This is a genomic window from Bradyrhizobium sp. CCBAU 45394, assembly GCF_028128655.1.
GTDB classification, from domain to species: domain Bacteria; phylum Pseudomonadota; class Alphaproteobacteria; order Rhizobiales; family Xanthobacteraceae; genus Bradyrhizobium; species Bradyrhizobium diazoefficiens.
In genome coordinates this window covers 268,256-285,086 of the sequence record NZ_LBIX01000174.1, presented here as the reverse complement: position 1 = coordinate 285,086, position 16,831 = coordinate 268,256, and the positions used below count along the sequence as shown (strand labels likewise).

At 63.4% G+C, this 16,831-nt stretch carries 21 protein-coding genes; 4 read left to right on the top strand and 17 right to left on the bottom strand.

Translation table 11 applies throughout. From position 1 onward, the window contains the following. Positions 1 to 91: 91 nt before the first annotated feature. The 6 genes from WN73_RS34645 to WN73_RS34620 form a co-directional block, all read right to left on the bottom strand. Positions 92 to 736, bottom strand: coding sequence for a DUF47 domain-containing protein (locus tag WN73_RS34645; RefSeq protein ID WP_011086818.1), 645 nt, complete (start codon positions 734 to 736; stop codon positions 92 to 94). A gap of 156 nt (positions 737 to 892) precedes the next feature. After that, positions 893 to 1,861 (bottom strand): branched-chain amino acid ABC transporter permease, encoded by a 969-nt coding sequence (locus WN73_RS34640; protein WP_011086817.1) that lies wholly within the window; start codon positions 1,859 to 1,861, stop codon positions 893 to 895. A 1-nt stretch (position 1,862) separates the two neighbouring features. Then, complete coding sequence (locus tag WN73_RS34635; protein ID WP_011086816.1) at positions 1,863 to 2,732, bottom strand: branched-chain amino acid ABC transporter permease; 870 nt, start codon at positions 2,730 to 2,732, stop codon at positions 1,863 to 1,865. 74 nt (positions 2,733 to 2,806) lie between these two features. Continuing rightward, the gene (locus tag WN73_RS34630; RefSeq protein ID WP_011086815.1) at positions 2,807 to 4,030 is read right to left on the bottom strand and encodes an ABC transporter substrate-binding protein; all 1,224 of its coding nucleotides are present in this window, start codon (positions 4,028 to 4,030) and stop codon (positions 2,807 to 2,809) included. A gap of 90 nt (positions 4,031 to 4,120) precedes the next feature. Beyond that, positions 4,121 to 4,867 (bottom strand): ABC transporter ATP-binding protein, encoded by a 747-nt coding sequence (locus WN73_RS34625; RefSeq protein WP_011086814.1) that lies wholly within the window; start codon positions 4,865 to 4,867, stop codon positions 4,121 to 4,123. Next, on the bottom strand, positions 4,860 to 5,615 hold the full coding sequence (locus WN73_RS34620; protein WP_011086813.1) for an ABC transporter ATP-binding protein: 756 nt from the start codon (positions 5,613 to 5,615) through the stop codon (positions 4,860 to 4,862). The genes WN73_RS34625 and WN73_RS34620 overlap by 8 nt, the downstream gene beginning before the upstream one ends. Before the next feature lie 310 nt (positions 5,616 to 5,925). Between WN73_RS34620 and WN73_RS34615 the strand changes: the two genes are divergently transcribed. After that, positions 5,926 to 6,606 (top strand): hypothetical protein, encoded by a 681-nt coding sequence (locus WN73_RS34615; protein WP_271556815.1) that lies wholly within the window; start codon positions 5,926 to 5,928, stop codon positions 6,604 to 6,606. 24 nt (positions 6,607 to 6,630) lie between these two features. Here WN73_RS34615 and WN73_RS34610 read toward each other — a convergent pair whose 3' ends face one another. After that, a complete protein-coding gene (locus WN73_RS34610) occupies positions 6,631 to 6,984 on the bottom strand; it encodes an ArsC family reductase (protein WP_271556737.1) in 354 nt (117 codons plus the stop codon). Positions 6,985 to 7,091: 107 nt separating this feature from the next. Here WN73_RS34610 and WN73_RS34605 point away from each other — a divergent pair, with 107 nt between their 5' ends. The 3 genes from WN73_RS34605 (at position 7,092) to WN73_RS34595 (ending at position 9,099) form a co-directional block, all read left to right on the top strand. Then, positions 7,092 to 7,463: a tRNA-binding protein gene (locus WN73_RS34605; RefSeq protein ID WP_011086810.1), complete on the top strand. Its 372-nt coding sequence runs from the start codon at positions 7,092 to 7,094 to the stop codon at positions 7,461 to 7,463. 217 nt (positions 7,464 to 7,680) lie between these two features. Continuing rightward, positions 7,681 to 8,313 carry a TetR/AcrR family transcriptional regulator gene (locus tag WN73_RS34600; protein WP_028171048.1) on the top strand — a complete coding sequence of 211 codons (633 nt, stop codon included), beginning with the start codon at positions 7,681 to 7,683 and terminating at the stop codon, positions 8,311 to 8,313. A 3-nt stretch (positions 8,314 to 8,316) separates the two neighbouring features. Further along, positions 8,317 to 9,099, top strand: coding sequence for a sulfite exporter TauE/SafE family protein (locus WN73_RS34595; RefSeq protein ID WP_271556734.1), 783 nt, complete (start codon positions 8,317 to 8,319; stop codon positions 9,097 to 9,099). Positions 9,100 to 9,101: 2 nt separating this feature from the next. Here the strand turns inward: WN73_RS34595 and WN73_RS34590 are convergent, their stop codons facing one another. From WN73_RS34590 to WN73_RS34545, 10 genes are all read right to left on the bottom strand, one after another. After that, a complete protein-coding gene (locus WN73_RS34590) occupies positions 9,102 to 9,806 on the bottom strand; it encodes a glutathione S-transferase family protein (protein ID WP_271556732.1) in 705 nt (234 codons plus the stop codon). A gap of 105 nt (positions 9,807 to 9,911) precedes the next feature. Next, positions 9,912 to 10,055, bottom strand: a complete 144-nt coding sequence (locus WN73_RS34585) for a hypothetical protein (RefSeq protein WP_165448151.1) — start codon at positions 10,053 to 10,055, stop codon at positions 9,912 to 9,914. 117 nt (positions 10,056 to 10,172) lie between these two features. Then, a complete protein-coding gene (locus WN73_RS34580; protein WP_271556729.1) occupies positions 10,173 to 10,838 on the bottom strand; it encodes a DUF429 domain-containing protein in 666 nt (221 codons plus the stop codon). Positions 10,839 to 10,865: 27 nt separating this feature from the next. Then, complete coding sequence (locus WN73_RS34575; RefSeq protein WP_271556727.1) at positions 10,866 to 11,213, bottom strand: carboxymuconolactone decarboxylase family protein; 348 nt, start codon at positions 11,211 to 11,213, stop codon at positions 10,866 to 10,868. A gap of 3 nt (positions 11,214 to 11,216) precedes the next feature. Beyond that, the gene (locus WN73_RS34570) at positions 11,217 to 11,738 is read right to left on the bottom strand and encodes an RNA polymerase sigma factor (RefSeq protein WP_271556725.1); all 522 of its coding nucleotides are present in this window, start codon (positions 11,736 to 11,738) and stop codon (positions 11,217 to 11,219) included. Continuing rightward, positions 11,735 to 11,944, bottom strand: coding sequence for a YgaP family membrane protein (locus tag WN73_RS34565; RefSeq protein ID WP_271556723.1), 210 nt, complete (start codon positions 11,942 to 11,944; stop codon positions 11,735 to 11,737). Before WN73_RS34565 ends, WN73_RS34570 begins: the two co-directional genes overlap by 4 nt. Positions 11,945 to 12,041: 97 nt before the next feature. Further along, positions 12,042 to 13,226: a serine hydrolase domain-containing protein gene (locus tag WN73_RS34560; protein ID WP_271556721.1), complete on the bottom strand. Its 1,185-nt coding sequence runs from the start codon at positions 13,224 to 13,226 to the stop codon at positions 12,042 to 12,044. Positions 13,227 to 13,300: 74 nt separating this feature from the next. Next, positions 13,301 to 13,993 (bottom strand): GNAT family N-acetyltransferase, encoded by a 693-nt coding sequence (locus tag WN73_RS34555; protein WP_271556719.1) that lies wholly within the window; start codon positions 13,991 to 13,993, stop codon positions 13,301 to 13,303. 4 nt (positions 13,994 to 13,997) lie between these two features. After that, positions 13,998 to 14,345 (bottom strand): Lin0512 family protein, encoded by a 348-nt coding sequence (locus tag WN73_RS34550; RefSeq protein ID WP_028171039.1) that lies wholly within the window; start codon positions 14,343 to 14,345, stop codon positions 13,998 to 14,000. 208 nt (positions 14,346 to 14,553) lie between these two features. Beyond that, entirely contained in the window at positions 14,554 to 16,218 is a 1,665-nt protein-coding gene (locus WN73_RS34545) for an acetolactate synthase large subunit (RefSeq protein WP_271556715.1), read from the bottom strand. Positions 16,219 to 16,831 lie beyond the last annotated feature (613 nt).

The following is a 16,831-nucleotide window of genomic DNA, read 5'->3' as shown; positions in this document are numbered from 1 at the left end:
CCCTGCCTTAAAGTTTTCGCATGATCTCCGCGCAAACGCGTTCCGCGTTTGTCGCGAAGGAAAACCGCTGCACATTTTTCCGGATCATGCGCTACACTTGCTCGATGACGATGCTGTTGATCTCGTTTGCGACGTCATCGAAGCGATCGGCGACCTTTTCGAGATGGTCGTAGATCTCGACACCGACGATGAAATCCATCGCGTTGCCGTCGCGGTGCTTGAGGAACAGCTCCTTCATCCCGATGTCGTGGAGATCGTCGACCCGGCCCTCGAGCTTGGTCAGCTCTTCCGTGATGGCGGTCAGCATGGCCACGTTCTTGCCGATCTGCTGCATCAGGGGCAGCGCACGGCCGACCAGATTGGCGCATTCGATCAGAAGCCCGCCGATCTCGCGCATCGGCGGCTCGAAGGCGCGGACCTCGAACAGCATCACGGCCTTGGCGGTCTGCTGCATCTGGTCGATGGCATCGTCCATCGAGGTGATGAGGTTCTTGATGTCGCCGCGGTCGAACGGCGTGATGAAGGTGCGGCGCACCGCCGTCAGCACCTCACGGGTGATGTTGTCGGCATCGTTCTCGAACTGGTTGACGCGCTGGCAATAGACCGGCGTCTCCTCGCCCCCGTTGAGCATGCCCTGGAGCGCGATCGAGCCCTGGATCACGGTCTGGGCATGTCGGTCGAACAGGTCGAAGAACCGTTCTTCCTTGGGCAGGAAAGCGCGAAACCATCGCATCATGGGGATAGACTACCGGTTGGAAATGGCCCGGCCCGGAAGGGCCGTCACGAAACTGTCATAGACCATTTTCGGTCCGCGCGCGTGCCACCTCACGCCCGCGGTGCCGGATCATCCACCACTTTCACGAAGCGGGTAAATTGACCTTAAATCAATTACTTAGAGCGAACGCCGGAAGTAATGCGCGATTTCACCGACGACGCCGCGGCGGAAGGTGAGCACGCAGATCACGAAGATCGAGCCCTGGATCACCGTCACCCATTGGCCGAAGCTCGCCAGATATTGCTGCATGGCGATGATCACGAAGGCGCCGACCACGGGTCCGAAGATGGTCCCGAGACCCCCGACCAGCGTCATCAGCACGACTTCGCCCGACATCGACCAGTGTACGTCGGTGAGCGAGGCATTTTGCGCCACGAACACCTTCAGCGATCCGGCGAAGCCGGCCAGCGTGCCCGACAGGACGAAGGCCAGGAACTTGTACTGGTCGGTCCGGTAGCCGAGCGAGATCGCGCGCTGCTCGTTCTCGCGGATCGACTTCAACACCTCGCCGAACGGCGAGTTGATGATGCGGAAGATCAACAGGAAGCCGGCGAGGAAGCCGACCAGCACGACGTAGTACAGGACCGTCGGCTTGGAGAGATCGAGGACGCCGAACATGTGCCCCTGCGGAATGCCCTGAATGCCGTCTTCGCCATGGGTGAACGGCGCCTGGAGGTAGATGAAGTACAGGAGCTGCGACAGCGCCAGCGTGATCATCGAGAAATAGATGCCCTGGCGGCGGATCGAGATGTAGCCGGTCACGATCGAGAGCACGAAAGCACCGGCGACGCCGACGAGGATGCCGAGCTCCGGCGGCAACGCCCACACCTTCAGCGCATGCGCGCTGCAATAGCCGGCTGTGCCTAAGAACATCGCGTGGCCGAACGACAGCAGGCCGCCATAGCCGATCAGAAGGTTGAAGGCGCAGGCGAGGAGCGCGAAGCACAGCGCCTGCATCACGAAGAACGGATAGACCCCCGTGAACGGCACCGACGCCAGCAGCAGCGCCATCACCGCAAACACGATCATCTCGTCACGCATCGCGCGCGGGGTCGCCCGCAGCGTATCGTCCGTCAAGGCTGTCATATCAGGCCGCCCTTCCCGTCAATCCCGATGGCTTCACCAAGAGCACCAGCACCATCAGCACGAACACGACGGTGTTGGAGGCCTCGGGGTAGAAATACTTGGTCAGGCCCTCGATCACGCCGAGAGCGAAACCGGTGATGATCGAGCCCATGATCGATCCCATGCCGCCGATCACCACCACGGCAAACACGACGATGATGAGGTCGGCGCCCATCAGCGGCCGCACCTGGTTGATCGGCGCCGAGAGCACGCCGGCGAGCGCGGCAAGGCCGACGCCGAGACCGTAGGTCAGCGTGATCATGCGCGGCACGTTTATGCCGAAGGCGCGGACCAGCGTCGGGTTTTCGGTCGCGGCGCGGAGGTAAGCGCCGAGCCGCGTCTTCTCGATCAGGTACCAGGTCGCCAGACACACGATAAGCGAGAACACGACGACCCAGCCGCGATAGACCGGAAGGAACATGAAGCCGAGATTCATGCCGCCCTTGAGCTGGTCAGGAATGGCATAAGGCAGGCCCGACGATCCAAAATAGTTCTGGAACACGCCCTGCACGATCAGCGCAATGCCGAAGGTCAGCAGCAGGCCGTAGAGATGGTCAAGCCCGGTCAGCCATTGCAGCATGGTCCGTTCCAGGATCATGCCGAAGATGCCGACGACGATCGGAGCGACGATCAATGCCGGCCAGTAGCCGATACTGAGATAATCATTGTTCAGCAGGAAATAGGCGACGAAGGCGCCCATCATGTAGAGCGCGCCGTGGGCGAAATTGATGATGTTGAGCATGCCGAAGATCACGGCAAGCCCGAGACTGAGCAGCGCGTAGAACGAGCCGTTGATCAGTCCCACCAGTAGCTGAGCGTAAAGTGCCTGCATCGATCCCGCACCCGGTCCCTTCGGCGTTCCCCTGAAAGTCGCCCGCAGGCCTCAAAGGCCTGCGGGCCGTTATCCTACTTCTTCAACAGCGCGCACTTGCTCTCGGACAGCGGCGTGAAGGCCTGATCGCCCGGCACCGTGCCGACCAGCTTGTAGAAGTCCCACGGGCCCTTGGACTCCGAGGGCTTCTTGACCTCGAACAGATAGGCGCTGTGGATGGTGCGGCCGTTCGGCTGGATCTCGCCCTTGCCGAACAGATCGTCCTCCGTCGGCATCGACTTCATCTTCTCGACGACCTTGACGCCGTCGTGAGGATTGCCGCCGAGTGCGTCCAGCGCCTTGAGATAGTGGCGCACGCCGGCATAGACGCCGGCCTGCACCATGGTCGGCGGCGCGTTGTTCTTCATTTTCGAGGCGAAGCGCTTCGAGAACGCCCGGGTCTGGTCGTTCATGTCCCAGTAGAACGTCTCGGTGAAGTTGAGGCCCTGCGCGGTCTCCAGACCGATCGCCTTGACGTCGGTGAGGAACAGCAGGAGCGCGGCGAGCTTCTGGCCGCCCTTGACGATGCCGAACTCGGCCGCCTGCTTGATGGCGTTGGTGGTGTCGCCGCCGGCATTGGCAAGGCCGATGATCTTGGCCTTGGAGGCCTGCGCCTGGAGCAGGAAGGACGAGAAGTCCGGCGTGTTCAGCGGATGCTTCACGCCGCCGACCACCTTGCCGCCATTGGCGGTGACAACGGCCGTAGTATCGCGCTCGAGCGCCGCACCGAAGGCGTAGTCCGCGGTCAGGAAGAACCAGCTGTCGCCACCCGCCTTCACCAGCGCCTGGCCCGTGGTGTGGGCCAGCATGTAGGTGTCGTAGGTCCAGTGCACGGTGTTGGGTGAGCACTGCGCGTTGGTGAGGTCGGAGGTCGCCGCACCAGAGTTGATGTAGACGCCGTTCTTTTCCTTGATGACGTTGTTGACGGCGAGCGCCACACCGGAATTCGGCACGTCCACGATGACATCGATCTTGTCGACGTCGAACCACTGCCGCGCGATCGCGGTGCCGATGTCGGGCTTGTTCTGGTGATCGCCGGAGACGATGTCGATCTTCCAGCCCTTGGCGGTAAGGCCGGAATCTTCAACGGCCATCTGCGCTGCGAGCGTCGAGCCGGGGCCGCCGAGATCGGCATAGAGTCCTGACTGATCGGACAGCGCGCCGATCTTGACGGTCTTGTCCTGCGCGGACGCGACGCCGGCTGCGGCGAAGGTGAGCGCGGTGGTCAGCAGCAATGATGCAATCGACCTGGTCTTCATGCAACTTTCCTTTTTGAATTTTCTCGTTGGCAGTTCTTCTGTTTAAGCATGATCTTTTCGGAAAATCGCTTCACACCTTCCGGATCATGCCTAGACGCCGAGATAAGTGTGGAGCTTGTCCATGTTGGCGGCAAGCTCCGCATTGGAAAATCCGTCAATGATCTTGCCGTGCTCGACCACGTAGTAGCGGTCGGCAACGGTGGATGCGAACCGGAAGTTCTGCTCGACCAGGAGGATCGTAAAGCCCTCCTTCTTGAGCCGCGCAATGGTGTGGCCGATCTGCTGGATGATGACTGGCGCCAACCCTTCGGTCGGCTCGTCCAGCATCAGGAAGCTCGCACCGGTGCGCAGGATGCGCGCGATCGCCAGCATCTGCTGCTCGCCGCCGGACAACTTCGTGCCCTGGCTGTTGAGCCGCTCCTTCAGGTTCGGAAACAGGTCGAAGATCTGCTCGAGCGGCAGTCCGCCTTCGCGGACCACTGGCGGCAACAACAAATTCTCCCGCACGTCGAGGCTGGAGAATATCCCCCGCTCTTCCGGGCAGAACGCGATGCCCATGCGCGCGATCTTATCGGAGGTCGTGCGGATGATCTCCTGGGTGTTGAACTTCACCGAGCCGGTACGCTTGCCGATGATGCCCATGATCGACTTCAGCGTGGTTGTCTTGCCGGCGCCGTTTCGTCCGAGCAGGGTGACAACCTCGCCCGCGTTCACGTCGAAATTGATCCCATGCAGGATGTGGGACTCGCCATACCAGGCCTCGAGGTTGCGGACCTGGAGGATGTTTCCGCCGCTCGCAGCCTTTGCCGGAGCCTCGGCGATCGCAGTGTCAGGCATGACCGGCTCCCAGATAGGCTTCCTTGACGCGTTCGTCCTTGGTGAGCTCGCTGTAATGGCCCTGCGCGAGAACCTGCCCGCGCGTCAGCACGGTGATGATGTCGGAGAGATTCGCCACGACACTCAGATTATGCTCGACCATCAGGATGGTGTATTTCGCGGAGATGCGCTTGATCAGCGCCGCGATCTTGTCGATGTCCTCGTGGCCCATGCCGGCCATCGGCTCGTCCAGCAGCATCATCTCGGGGTCGAGCGCGAGCGTGGTTGCAATCTCGAGTGCGCGCTTGCGCCCGTAGGGCATTTCGACCGCAGGCGTATTGGCAAACTCGCTGAGGCCGACATCGTTCAACAGGTCGCGTGCGCGATCGTTGAAACGGTTGAGCACGGACTTGGAGCGCCAGAAATCGAAGGAACTGCCGTGCTGGCGCTGAAGCGCGACGCGAACGTTTTCCAATGCGGTCATATGCGGAAACACCGCCGAGATCTGGAACGATCGCACCAGTCCCATGCGGGCCACGTCGGCCGGCGCCATCGCGGTGATGTCCTGTCCCTTGTACAGGATCTTCCCGGCGGACGGCCTGAGGAACTTGGTCAAAAGATTGAAGCACGTCGTCTTGCCGGCGCCGTTCGGGCCGATCAACGCGTGAATGCTCCCACGGCGGACCTTGAGCGCAACGTCGCGGACAGCGAAGAAGCCCGCGAACTCCTTGGTCAAGCCTTCCGTTTCGAGAATGAACTCATCGGCCAAACAGATTTCCCCCTGCCCGCGCGACCCGCGTGGCTGTCCTTGTTGCTTCGGCTTTCAGGAGGCCTTGGAGCCTTCCCGGAACGCCGCCTCCGGGCGCGGAATATGCCGGAGGTGACGGGGGTTAGGCAAGGCGGAAAGCTGAGCAGATCAGGTCTCCGGCTGGGATACAAATGCTCCCTTAGTCGGAGATGTTTTGATGTCACGCCTGCCCGGCCTTCCGGTTCGCGAAAGCACCGGTCGTCAAGCCGTCGTTAACGGTCTTTCGTCCCGCGCGCCAGCCTTCATAGAAAATTTTCCCGCGGCATGGATGATGCGCGGGTTTCGATCTGCCGGGAATATTGTTTTGGATTTCGCAAGCGCCGCTCCCTCCGCCGTCAAGTCGATCAGGCAGCGTGATCTCCTGAACACGTGGCTGCGACTCTATGCGCGCCAGCAGATCGCGCCGGCGATCTGGGAGTACCAGCCCGCGCGGCTCGAGGAAGAGCTGTCCGATCTCATCTATTATACCGTTGACGCCTCAACTCCGGTGCCGCGCCTCGTCATCCAGAGCGAAGGCACGCGGATCTCGCGCGCCTATGGACACACCGGCAAAGGCGTGCCGCTGGATGAATATATCGGGCCGCGGCTCGTGCCCTCCGTGATGCCCATCTATTACGAATGCGTCGCGCGCGGGCTTCCGGTCTACAGCGTTGCCGACGTCGACGACATCTATGGGCGCATCGTCGCCTACGAACGCCTGCTGTTGCCGTTCCTCACCGACGGCAAGGTCTGTCACATCATCGCCTCGCTCAAGACCTTCTGCGAGGACGGCGGCTTCGAGATCAAGAATCTGATGCGCGGAAATGACGCGCCGCCGCGACCGAAGCTGCGCGCCGTGATCGATCGCGACCTCTTTCATCGCGCCCCCGGCCGTATCGCGGCCGCCGACGTCGTCGAGTTCGCGGACCAGTCCGGTCCCGCCGACGCCACCGAGATCATCGAGCTGAACTAGCCTTCAGCGCGATTTGGCGCCGACTTACTTCGCCCTGACTTCGTTGGCGTAGATGTCCGGCTTGAAGCCGACCAGCAGCTTGCCGCCGACTTCCAGCACCGGACGCTTGATCATCGATGGTTGCGCTAGCATCAACGCCAGTGCCTTATTCTCGGTAAGACCCTCCCTGTCGGCCTCGGGCAGCTTCTTGAAGGTCGTGCCGGCACGATTGAGCAGAATCTCCCAGCCGAGCTTGTCGCTCCACTGCTTGAGCTTGTCCTTCTCGACGCCCGCCGTCTTGTAGTCGTGAAACTCATAGGCAACGCCATGGTTGTCGAGCCAGGCGCGCGCCTTCTTCATGGTGTCGCAGTTCTTGATGCCGTAGATGATGTTGGGCAAGACGTTCCTCTCGCATGCGTGATGCTTCGGCTGCGGCGTTGTACGAAACTCCGGTTCGCGCGACAATATTGCGAGCGAAGCTTACGAACTCTGTCAACGGACTCATCATGCACGTCACCCACGATCCCGCCGCGGCCCCGTCGCCGACCATCGACTTCAACAGCTTCCTCGCGGTCGATATTCGCGTCGGCACCATCGTCGATGCCAAGCCGTTCCCGGAGGCGCGCAAGCCGGCCTGGCGGCTGTGGATCGACTTCGGCCCGGCGATCGGCGTGCGCAAGAGCTCGGCGCAGATCACCGAGAACCATCCGCTCGAGACGCTGGTGGGGCAACAGGTCGCGGCCGTCGTCAATTTTCCCCCGCGCCAGATCGGGCCGGTCGTATCGGAAGTGCTGACGCTCGGATTTCCCGATGCCGACGGCAAGGTCGTGCTGGTGCAGCCGGGCAAGCCGGTGCCGAACGGCGGACGGCTGTTCTAGCGGCACACGGTCGCGAGCCGAGCCGTTGCGTCTGTCGGCGGCTCGCCAGCCGTTTACGTCTCCTGTTCCCCGGCTCGGAGCCATCGAGACTTGACCAAAACCCGTCGTTGATTTAAAAATGACTGACTGATCGTTTTTTATTATACTCGCCAATAATCAAGCTGCCCTCGATGAATCGCTAAAACGATCGATCAGTCAGTTATTTGCGGAGGCTCCGATGCCGAAGATCAGCGACAAGCAGCGTGAAGGCCGGCGACGGCAGATCCTCGAGGCCGCCCTCGCCTGCTTCGCCGAGAATGGCTTTCACCAGACCGGCATGGCCGACATCGTGAAGCGGTCGGGGCTGAGCCATGGCGCGGTCTATCTCTACTTCCAGAGCAAGGACGACCTGATCGAGGCGCTCGCCGACGACCGGCACCGCCGCGAAGCCGTGCTCAACTCGGTCGCGCAGGGATCGGGCGATCCGATCGAAGGACTTCACGCGCTGGTCCGCGTCTACGCGCAATGGCTCACCGATCCCGCCGGCGAAGCGCGGCGGCGCGTCGGCATCCATGGCTGGGCCGAGGCGCTGCGTAACCGCCGCGTCCGCACCAGCGTCGTCGAAGGCATCGAGATGCCGCGCGCCCTGATCGTGGCGCTGGTCGAGCGCGCCCAGCACGACGGCCTCATCAGGCGCGACCTCGGCGCCGACGCCATCGCGCGCGTGTTGATCGCTATCTTCCAGGGCTTTGTGCTGCAAAAATGCTGGGGCGAGGACTTTGACGTCGATGCCTGCATGGCGGCTGTCGATGGCGTGATCGACGGCTTCCGCACGACGAAGCCGGACGTCAAGCGACGAACCCGGGCTTGAGCGATGTCCTGGATCTACGAACTGCTCGCAGGCATCGGCGTCGGCCTCGTCGGCGGCGCGACATCGGGCTTCATGGGCACGAGCCCGGGCGGCGGTCTCGTGATCTTCTCCGTTCTGCTGCTCGGCGCGGAGCAGCACGTCGCCCAGGGCACCTCGCTGATCACGCAGGTCCCGCCGACCGGTTTCGCCGGAGTGCGCCGCTACTGGCAGAGCGGCAATCGCAGTCCGCTGCAATGGATCGTCTGGATCGGCATCGGATTTCTCGTCGGTGGCGCGGGCGGCGGCTATGCCGCGGCCGGCGTGTCCGACGCAGTGCTGCAATGGACCTACGTCGTCTACCTCGCTCTGCTGATCGCAGCCCTGCTGCTGCGCCGCGACCGCAAGGACGGAGCTGGCGAGGCCGGCGATCCCGCCGAACTACCCTGGCTCCCGCTGTTCCTCATCGGCGCGCTGGCCGGCTTTTCCTCCGGCTTCATGGGGATCGGCGGCGGCCTGGCGATCACCGTCGGCCTTGCCGCGGGCCTGCGCGTGCCGCAGCACCAGGCGCAACTCGTCAGCCTCGTCTTCTCGGTGATCCCGACCAACATTCCAGCGGCGTGGATCTACTGGAGCAAGGGGCTCATGGTCGGCTGGCCGGCCGTCATCGGCATTGTCGCCGGCCTCTGGGTCGGCACCGATCTCGGCGCACGCATGGCCAATGGGGTCAGCAAATCGGTGCTGCGCCGGGTCATGATCGCCCTCGTCTCGCTGATGGCGCTCTACATGACCTACAAGGCGCTGAGCTAGTTTCACGGCCGCTTCGGAATATTGAGCCCACGTTGCACCGCCGGACGCGCGAGTCCCCGTTCGAGCCATGCGGCAACCGATTTGAACTGGGTGAATTCGACGAGATCACCGGCGCCGTAGAAGCCGATGAGGTTGCGCACCCAGCCAAGCATCGAGATGTCGGCGATGGTGTAGTCGTCATCCATGAACCATTGCCGGCCGGCCAGATGCGTCTCCATCACGCCGAGCAGGCGCCTGGACTCGCCCACGTAGCGTTCGAGCGGCCGCTTGTCCTCGAAATCCTTGCCGGCGAATTTGTGGAAGAAACCGACCTGGCCGAACATAGGCCCGATCCCGCCCATCTGGAAATGCACCCACTGGATGGCCTGGTAGCGGCGCGCGGCATCCTGCGGCAGCAGCTTGCCGGTCTTCTCCGCGAGATATTGCAGAATCGCCCCGGACTCGAACAGCGGCAGCGGCCGGCCGCCGGGACCGTTGGGATCGAGGATCGCCGGGATCTTGCCGTTCGGATTGAGCGACAGAAACTCGGGCGTCTTCTGGTCGTCCTTGCCGAAATCGACAAGATGGACCTCGTAGGGAAGCCCGATCTCCTCCAGCATGATCGACACCTTGACGCCGTTCGGCGTCGGCAGCGAATAGAGCTGAAGCAGCTCCGGATGCCTTGCCGGCCAGCGTTTGGTGATGGGAAAGGCGGAGAGATCGTACATCGGGACCCCGGCATCGTTCGTGAGATTGTCGCCTAATCTAGGCGAGCGGACGAACGGCACAAGGCCGATGCAGAGGTCACACGATCTTTTCGCACCGAAGCCGGATCACAGCGGCCGCAGCAAGTGACTTGTCGCATACACGATGTCGCGCTGCGCACGTTGCTCGATGAAGCGCTGCCCGGTGACGAGCAGGGCTCCGGTGAAAACGAGCGCGAGCAGCGCGGTCGCGAATTGACTGGTATCATTCATCGCACGAGCATCTCTGTAATCTCTTCGCACGGGGAACGCGGGCCGACCATCGACAGTTCCTATATCTGTCAAATAAATTGCCGCTTTATCCCGAGCGCGCCTTGGCGGCCGGTCGCCTCAATAGTTGATCTCCATTCGCAATCCGCGCGGATCGATCTCGCCATCACCGACCGACTGCGTGCTGTCGCGCGCCGCGACCGCGCAGGCGCAGGCGTCGATGAGATCATCACGGCCGATGCCGGTGCCGTGACGCTGCGTCAGCCATTTCCGCAAGCGTGTGAAGCCGCGTTGCTCCAGTAGCGCGATGCGTTGTTCGCGGCCCTGCGCCGATGTCTTGCTCTCGAGCCGTAGGCGCCCGGCGAGATTCCAGAAGATCAATTCCGGATGCGCTTCGCCGATCGCGGCTTGCCGTGCCGGCGTCATGATCTCGTCGACCTCCCTGATCTTGTCCCTGATGTTCCAGAGCTGCGCCGACACGCCCCTGCCCTCGCCCTCGTGCTTCCAGTAGTGCCGATTGGCTGCCGCCATGTCGGGAAATCTCCAGAGGTCGCGGCGCGCGCCGAGAAACACGGCGGGGCCGACCAGCTCGCGCGCACGCAGGTCGCACGTTCGATAGCCGCTCGTATTCAATCCGATCGGCATGTCGATCATCGCGCGCGCATGCGGCATCGCGAGCAATTGCGTCAGCCCCGGCGAATAGTCGAAGGCGTGATCGCCGCGCTCGTCGATCCAGGCTGCGACCCAACCGTAGCGAAATCCGTCGAGGCCGAGATAATTATTCACGCGTACGACCGAGCCTCCGATGCGCGTTCATGCCGTGGTTTCACCTCGATGTCGCTCGAACAGGCGCTGCGCCAACAGCGCATGGCCGAGCGTGCCGCCGGCGCGGACCGCAGCGGCGATCAACGCAGCTTCCGCGACCTCCTCGCGCGTCGCACCGGCTTTCGCCGCCTGCGCCGTATGCACGTCGAGGCAATAGGCGCATTGCGTGGTGAGCGCGACCGCGAGCGAAATCAGCTCGCGATACTTCGGCGGGATCAAGCCGTCCTTGCGCTCGACGGCATGATTGAAGGCGAGGAAGGCGTTGGCCTCGACCGGCGCGAGCGCGACGAAGGCCGGGACGGATTTCAGGTCATCGGGGTTTTGATAATCGGTCATGTCTCATCTCGTCAGATATTCGCGCATCAATGCGCGGGCGCGATGCAGGCGTGCCTTGACGGTCTGCCTGGACGCGCCGAGTGCGACGGCGATTTCGTCGATGGTCATCTCCTTGACGTCGCGCATCAGCGCGACGTCGCGATAGTGCAGCGGCAGCGCCTCGAAGGCCGCGGCCACGTCGAGCCGCAGATCGGCCTCGGGCCGCGACAGCAGTGCGGCCTCCGCGTCACTCGCATCGATGGCCGGCATAAGGCCGGCCTTGCGCGCGAGCCGCAGGCATTCGCGCCGAACCACGCTGAACAGCCAGGCGGACAGCGCCAGCAGCGAGCGGATGGTGCCGACATGGCGGAACAGGATCCACAGCGCCTCCTGCGTCGCATCCTCGGCATCCGCCGAGCTGCGGCAGGTGGCGCGCGCGTAGCGGTGGATATCGGGCTGCGCCGTCGCGAGCAGCGCCGCGATCGCCTCGGGATCGCCAAGCCGCGCCGCCTCGAACAGGTTGGGCGAGATCGCAGCCGCACTCACGACACGCCTCCTCGTCCGATTCCGGCCATCGCGCACATCGGGCAGTAGCCGACGAGGCCGGTCAGCGCGAAGCCTGCGCCGCCGAGCGCGACCAGCCACGCCGCAAACCCGGACAGATACGCGAACGCGGCAATCCCGACCGCAATTCCGAGCGCCACCCGCACCGCCTGATGCACGCCACCGATGTTCTTCCTGTAAAATCCCATCACATCCTCCGACACGCGCCGAGGCGGAATGCCTCGAGGACAAGGAGGACGCGACGGGCGAAAAGGATTCGCGGAGGCCTGCAATTTTTTTTCGCGGTCAGCCTCCGACCGCCTGGTAGGCCAGGCGCTTGAACTCGAAGAAGAACGGATTCCAGAAGCCCATGTAGCGCTGGGCCATCAGGACACCGGCGGTATTCGCCTGCGGGCAGATCCACCAATGGGTGCCGGCAAGGCCGCCCCACTGGAATTCGCCGGTGGAATTCGCCGGATCGAACGGCGTCGGCGCGAAGGTGACGGCGCCGCCGAGACCAAAACCCTTGCCGGGCATCGGCCCGAGATTGGCAAAGCGGATGGTCTGGCCTGCGGGCAGCTGGTTCGTCATCATCTGCCGCAGCGTCTCCGGCTTCAGCAGTGCATCTGACCCGGGCACCAAGGCGCGCACCAGCGCAAGCATGTCCGGCAGGGTCGAGACCAGACCGCCGCCGCCCGAGAGCCGCGGGAACGGACGGCGATAGGCCTGCGGGTAAGGCAGATTGTCGGCCCGCGTCAGGCCGGGCTTCATCGGATCGAGCACGTCGGCGCCGGTGTAGAGCGCGACCAGCCTGCCCTGCTGCGCTTCGGGCACGTAGAAGCCGGTATCGGTCATGCCGAGGGAATCGAAAATGCGCGCCTTGAGGAAGGCATCGAGGGATTTTCCGGAGACGACCTCGACGACGCGGCCGAGCACGTCGGTCGCCACCGAATATTCCCAGCCCGTTCCGGGATGATAGGACAGCGGCAGATCGGCAAGCTTGTCGATCATGTCGGTCAGCGGCGTCAACGGATTAAGCACGCCCGCCTCGTTATAGCCTTTGAACAGCACCGTGCCGGGGTCGAAGATGCCGTAGCTGAGGCCGGAGGTGTGGGTCAGGAGCTGGCGGATCGTGATCGAGCCCTTCGCCGGCTCAACATCGGCAAGGCTCAAAGCGCCCTGCTTCAGCACCTTGCGATTGCCGAGCTGCGGCAAGAATTTTTCGACGACATCGTCAAGCCCGATGCGGCCCTCTTCCACCAGAAGCATGATCGCGCACGTGACGAAGATCTTGGTATTCGAAAACGCGCGGAAAATGTGGTCGGTCCGGAGCGCGGTTTTCGCTTCGCGGTCGGCAAGCCCGACGCATTGCTGGTCAACGACCTCCCGGCCGCGCAGCACCGCCCAGGACACGCCGGGAATGATCTCCTGATCGACGTAGCGCTGCATCGCCGTCCGTACGGCGGAAAAATCGGTTGTCCTGGCGTCCATGTGTTTCCCCCAATTGTGGTTGGGACGGATATAGCGTGAATTCGAAGGAAATGAAGGGCGGTCCTTGAGGGAGCCTATCCCTCCTTCATGAACGCAGTGACGTACAGGCGCCGCCGAATTCGCATGCCCTGTCGCTGGTACAGCGCGATCGCGGACGCGTTGCCGGAAAACACGTGCAGGAACGGAATCTCGCCGCGCGCCTCGATCCGGCGCGCGACCGCCGCGAGCAGCGCCTGCGCATAGCCGCGCCCGCGATAGTCCGGATGGACGCAGACGGCTGTCATTTCGACGAACCTTCCCGGCTTCATCCGCTCGCCGGTCATCGCGACCAGTTCGCCGCCGACGCGGATGCCGAGGAATGTGCCGAGCTCATGTGTACGCAGTGCGAATGGACCGGGCTTCGTCAGATCCGTCAGCGCCATCATGGCGGGAACGTCGGCGGCGCTTAATTTGACGATCTCGGCGTCGCGCAGCGAACTGTCAGCGGGCGAGCCGATCATCTGCTCGCCGGTCTCGGCCAGCACCACCTTGAAACCGGCGGGCATTTCGACCGGCTCCGGCGTGAACAGCGCGGCAACCTGCGAGCCCGACAGGAGATCACGGAGCGCGGCAAAACTTGTCGCGGACATGTCGGCCATGTCGGCAAACGGCGTCATGTCCACGGGATAGCGCAGCGCTCGCGGGCCGCCCTCCGCCAGATGCTTCTGGCTCGTTGTCAGCGCGCTCCAGATCGGGCGATCCAGCAGCGCCTCATCGCTGTCGGACACCGGCCTACTCCTTGTCGAAGCTGACGATGACGGCGGCATTGGCGATGAGGATGGGGTCGTTGGCCACCTCCGTGGCCGAGGGAATCTCAAGCCCGCCCTTGACCGCAGTCACGGTCACGGTGCCGTAGGGCAGCTCCTTCGCAACGGCTTCCTTGTCCACCGCCTCGGGGTTGGGCACTCCGATCGTGACATCGACGAACATGTCGTTCGCGGTCTTACCGATCATCCGGAAGAAACCGAGGCTCGAATGCCGGATGGCATCGGACACCGCCCGCTTCGCCGCCTTGGTGGCGTCCCTGCCGTGAACGTCGACGCCCATGCCCATCTCGGTGATACAGCGAACGCGAGTCATTTCATATTCCTGTGGCTGGTTGGGTGATTGAGAGTGTCGGGGATCAGTGGCTGCGGCACAAGTGAGGTTGTCATGTTAGCAGGAGGTCTTTGCCGAGACCTCCGTCATTGCGAGCGCAGCGAAGCAATCCAGAGTCTCTCCGCGGAGGCAGCCTGGATTGCTTCGCTGCGCTCGCAATGACGATGTCGAAATGGCTTCGCCCCATCAATCACGCCTTCGACTTCTCGTGAGCCCGCAGCTCATCCACGAGCACCCGCACGTTCTCCGAATAGTCGATCGGGATCGAGACCAGGTGCACGCCGCCTTCCCTGAACGCGGCATCCAGCGTCGGGCCGAAGCTGTCGATGCTCGCGATGCGATGCCCCTTGGCTCCGTATGCCTTCGCGTAGAGGACGAAATCGGGATTGCCAAAGGTCATGCCGAAATCGGCGAAATGATCGACTGCCTGCTTCCAGCGAATCATGCCGTAGGCGTTGTCCTCCAGCACCAGCACGACCAGGTTGAGCTTGAGGCGGACCGCGGTTTCCATCTCCTGGCTGTTCATCATGAAGCCGCCGTCGCCGGCGACTGCGAGCACGCGGCGGTCGGGATAGAGCATCGCCGCCATCATCGCCGACGGCAGGCCTGCGCCCATCGTCGCCAGCGCGTTGTCCAGCAGCAGCGTGTTGGCGACGCGGGTGCGGTAGTTGCGCGCGAACCAGATCTTGTACATGCCGTTGTCGAGCGCGACGATGCCGTTCTCCGGGATCACCTGGCGAATGTCGTGCACCATCCGCTGTGGCGTCGGTGGCCAGCGCGCCTCGGTGGCGCGGTCGGCGATATGCCTGAGGATCTCCTCACGGAGCGGCAGCAGCGCCGCGGCTTGCGGCAGCTTGCCTTCGAGCCGGTCGGCGAGCAGCTCCAGACTCGGGCCGACGTCGCCGACAACCTCGGCATCCGGGAAATAGACCTGCTCGACGCTCGCCGACGTGTAGCTGACGTGAATCACCTTCGGGCCCGACGGCCCCATGATAAAGGGCGGCTTCTCGATCGGGTCGTGACCGATCGCCACGATCAGATCGGCGGCATCGATCGCGTCGTGGACATAGTCCCGCTCCGACAGCGCCGCGGTGCCCATATAGAGATTGGTGCCGCCCGGCACGGTGCCCTTCCCCATCTGCGTGGTGAAAAAGGGAATGCCGGTTCGCCGCACGAAGCTCGCGATGCCGTGGGTCGATCGTGGCCGGCTGGTCGCAGCGCCCATCATCACCAGTGGATGCTTTGCGGCGAGAATCATCTCGGCCGCACGATCGAGCGCGGCGCGGTGGGCGACCGGAATTTCGATCGGATGGATCGGAATCACGGGAGTGGCCGGCACTTCGTCGCCCGCGATGTCCTCCGGCAGTTCGAGATGCACCGGCCCCGGCCGCTCCTCCATCGCCACGCGAAAGGCATCGCGCACCACGGTCGGGATGCTGGAGGCGCTGATGATCTGCCGCGACAGCTTTGTCAGCGGCTTCATGGTCGCGACCACGTCCACGATCTGGAAACGCGCCTGCCGGCTGCTCATGATCGGCTTCTGGCCGGTAATCAGGATCATCGGCATCGCGCCGAGATGCGCATAGGCCGCACCCGTGGACAGATTGAGTGCCCCGGGGCCGAGCGTCGAGAGACAGACGCCGGGCTTCCCGGTGAGCCGGCCATGGGTGGCAGCCATGAAGGCGGCCGCCTGCTCGTGGCGGGTCAGGATCAGCTCGATCTTGGAGGTGCGGAGCGATTCCACGAGATCGAGGTTTTCTTCGCCGGGAACGCCGAAGATGCGATCGACGCCTTCATTCTCCAGCGCCGCTACAAACAGGTCCGATCCCTTCACCTTGCGTTCCTGCCCGCTCATGTCGCCTCCCGGTCACAATGTCGGCCCCTGTGTTCGACGGGAACCTCAAGTGTATCGTAACCGCGTGGCGCTCCGGCACAACTCACAAAGCGGCGCAGTTGGCCAACGATGTAGAGAGTGACTGTTCCGTCATCCTGAGGTGCGAGGCTTGCGGTGCGAATGCATCGCAAGCCGAGCCTCGAAGGATGAACGGCCGGGATGCAGCCGGGCCGTCGCCCTTCGAGGCTCGCCCTGCGATACATCGCAGGACGAGCACCTCAGGGTGACGGTGATAAATTGGTGCTCGCGACCAGTCGGATTTCCCAATCGCAGACACATCTTCGCATCCTCGCGGCTTGCTTCGCCCGAGCTTTGCTTCATCGCGACACCCTCCGATGTCAGAGGGCGCAGGGAAGGCCGGGTGCCGGCTGGCACCCACGGTCCACTGTGCGAAGGTTGCGCTACAGGAAGCTGCACAGCGGCATACAGGTGAAGCCCAACACACGGCCTTCCCTGCGCAGTGGTTTGACGGCTTATGCCGCGTTCTCCCCGGGGAGCGATGCACTATTGCCCCCGTCGCCTTGCGGATCGCTGATGCGCGTGCCCGGTCGGGCCGCCACATCACCGCAAGACT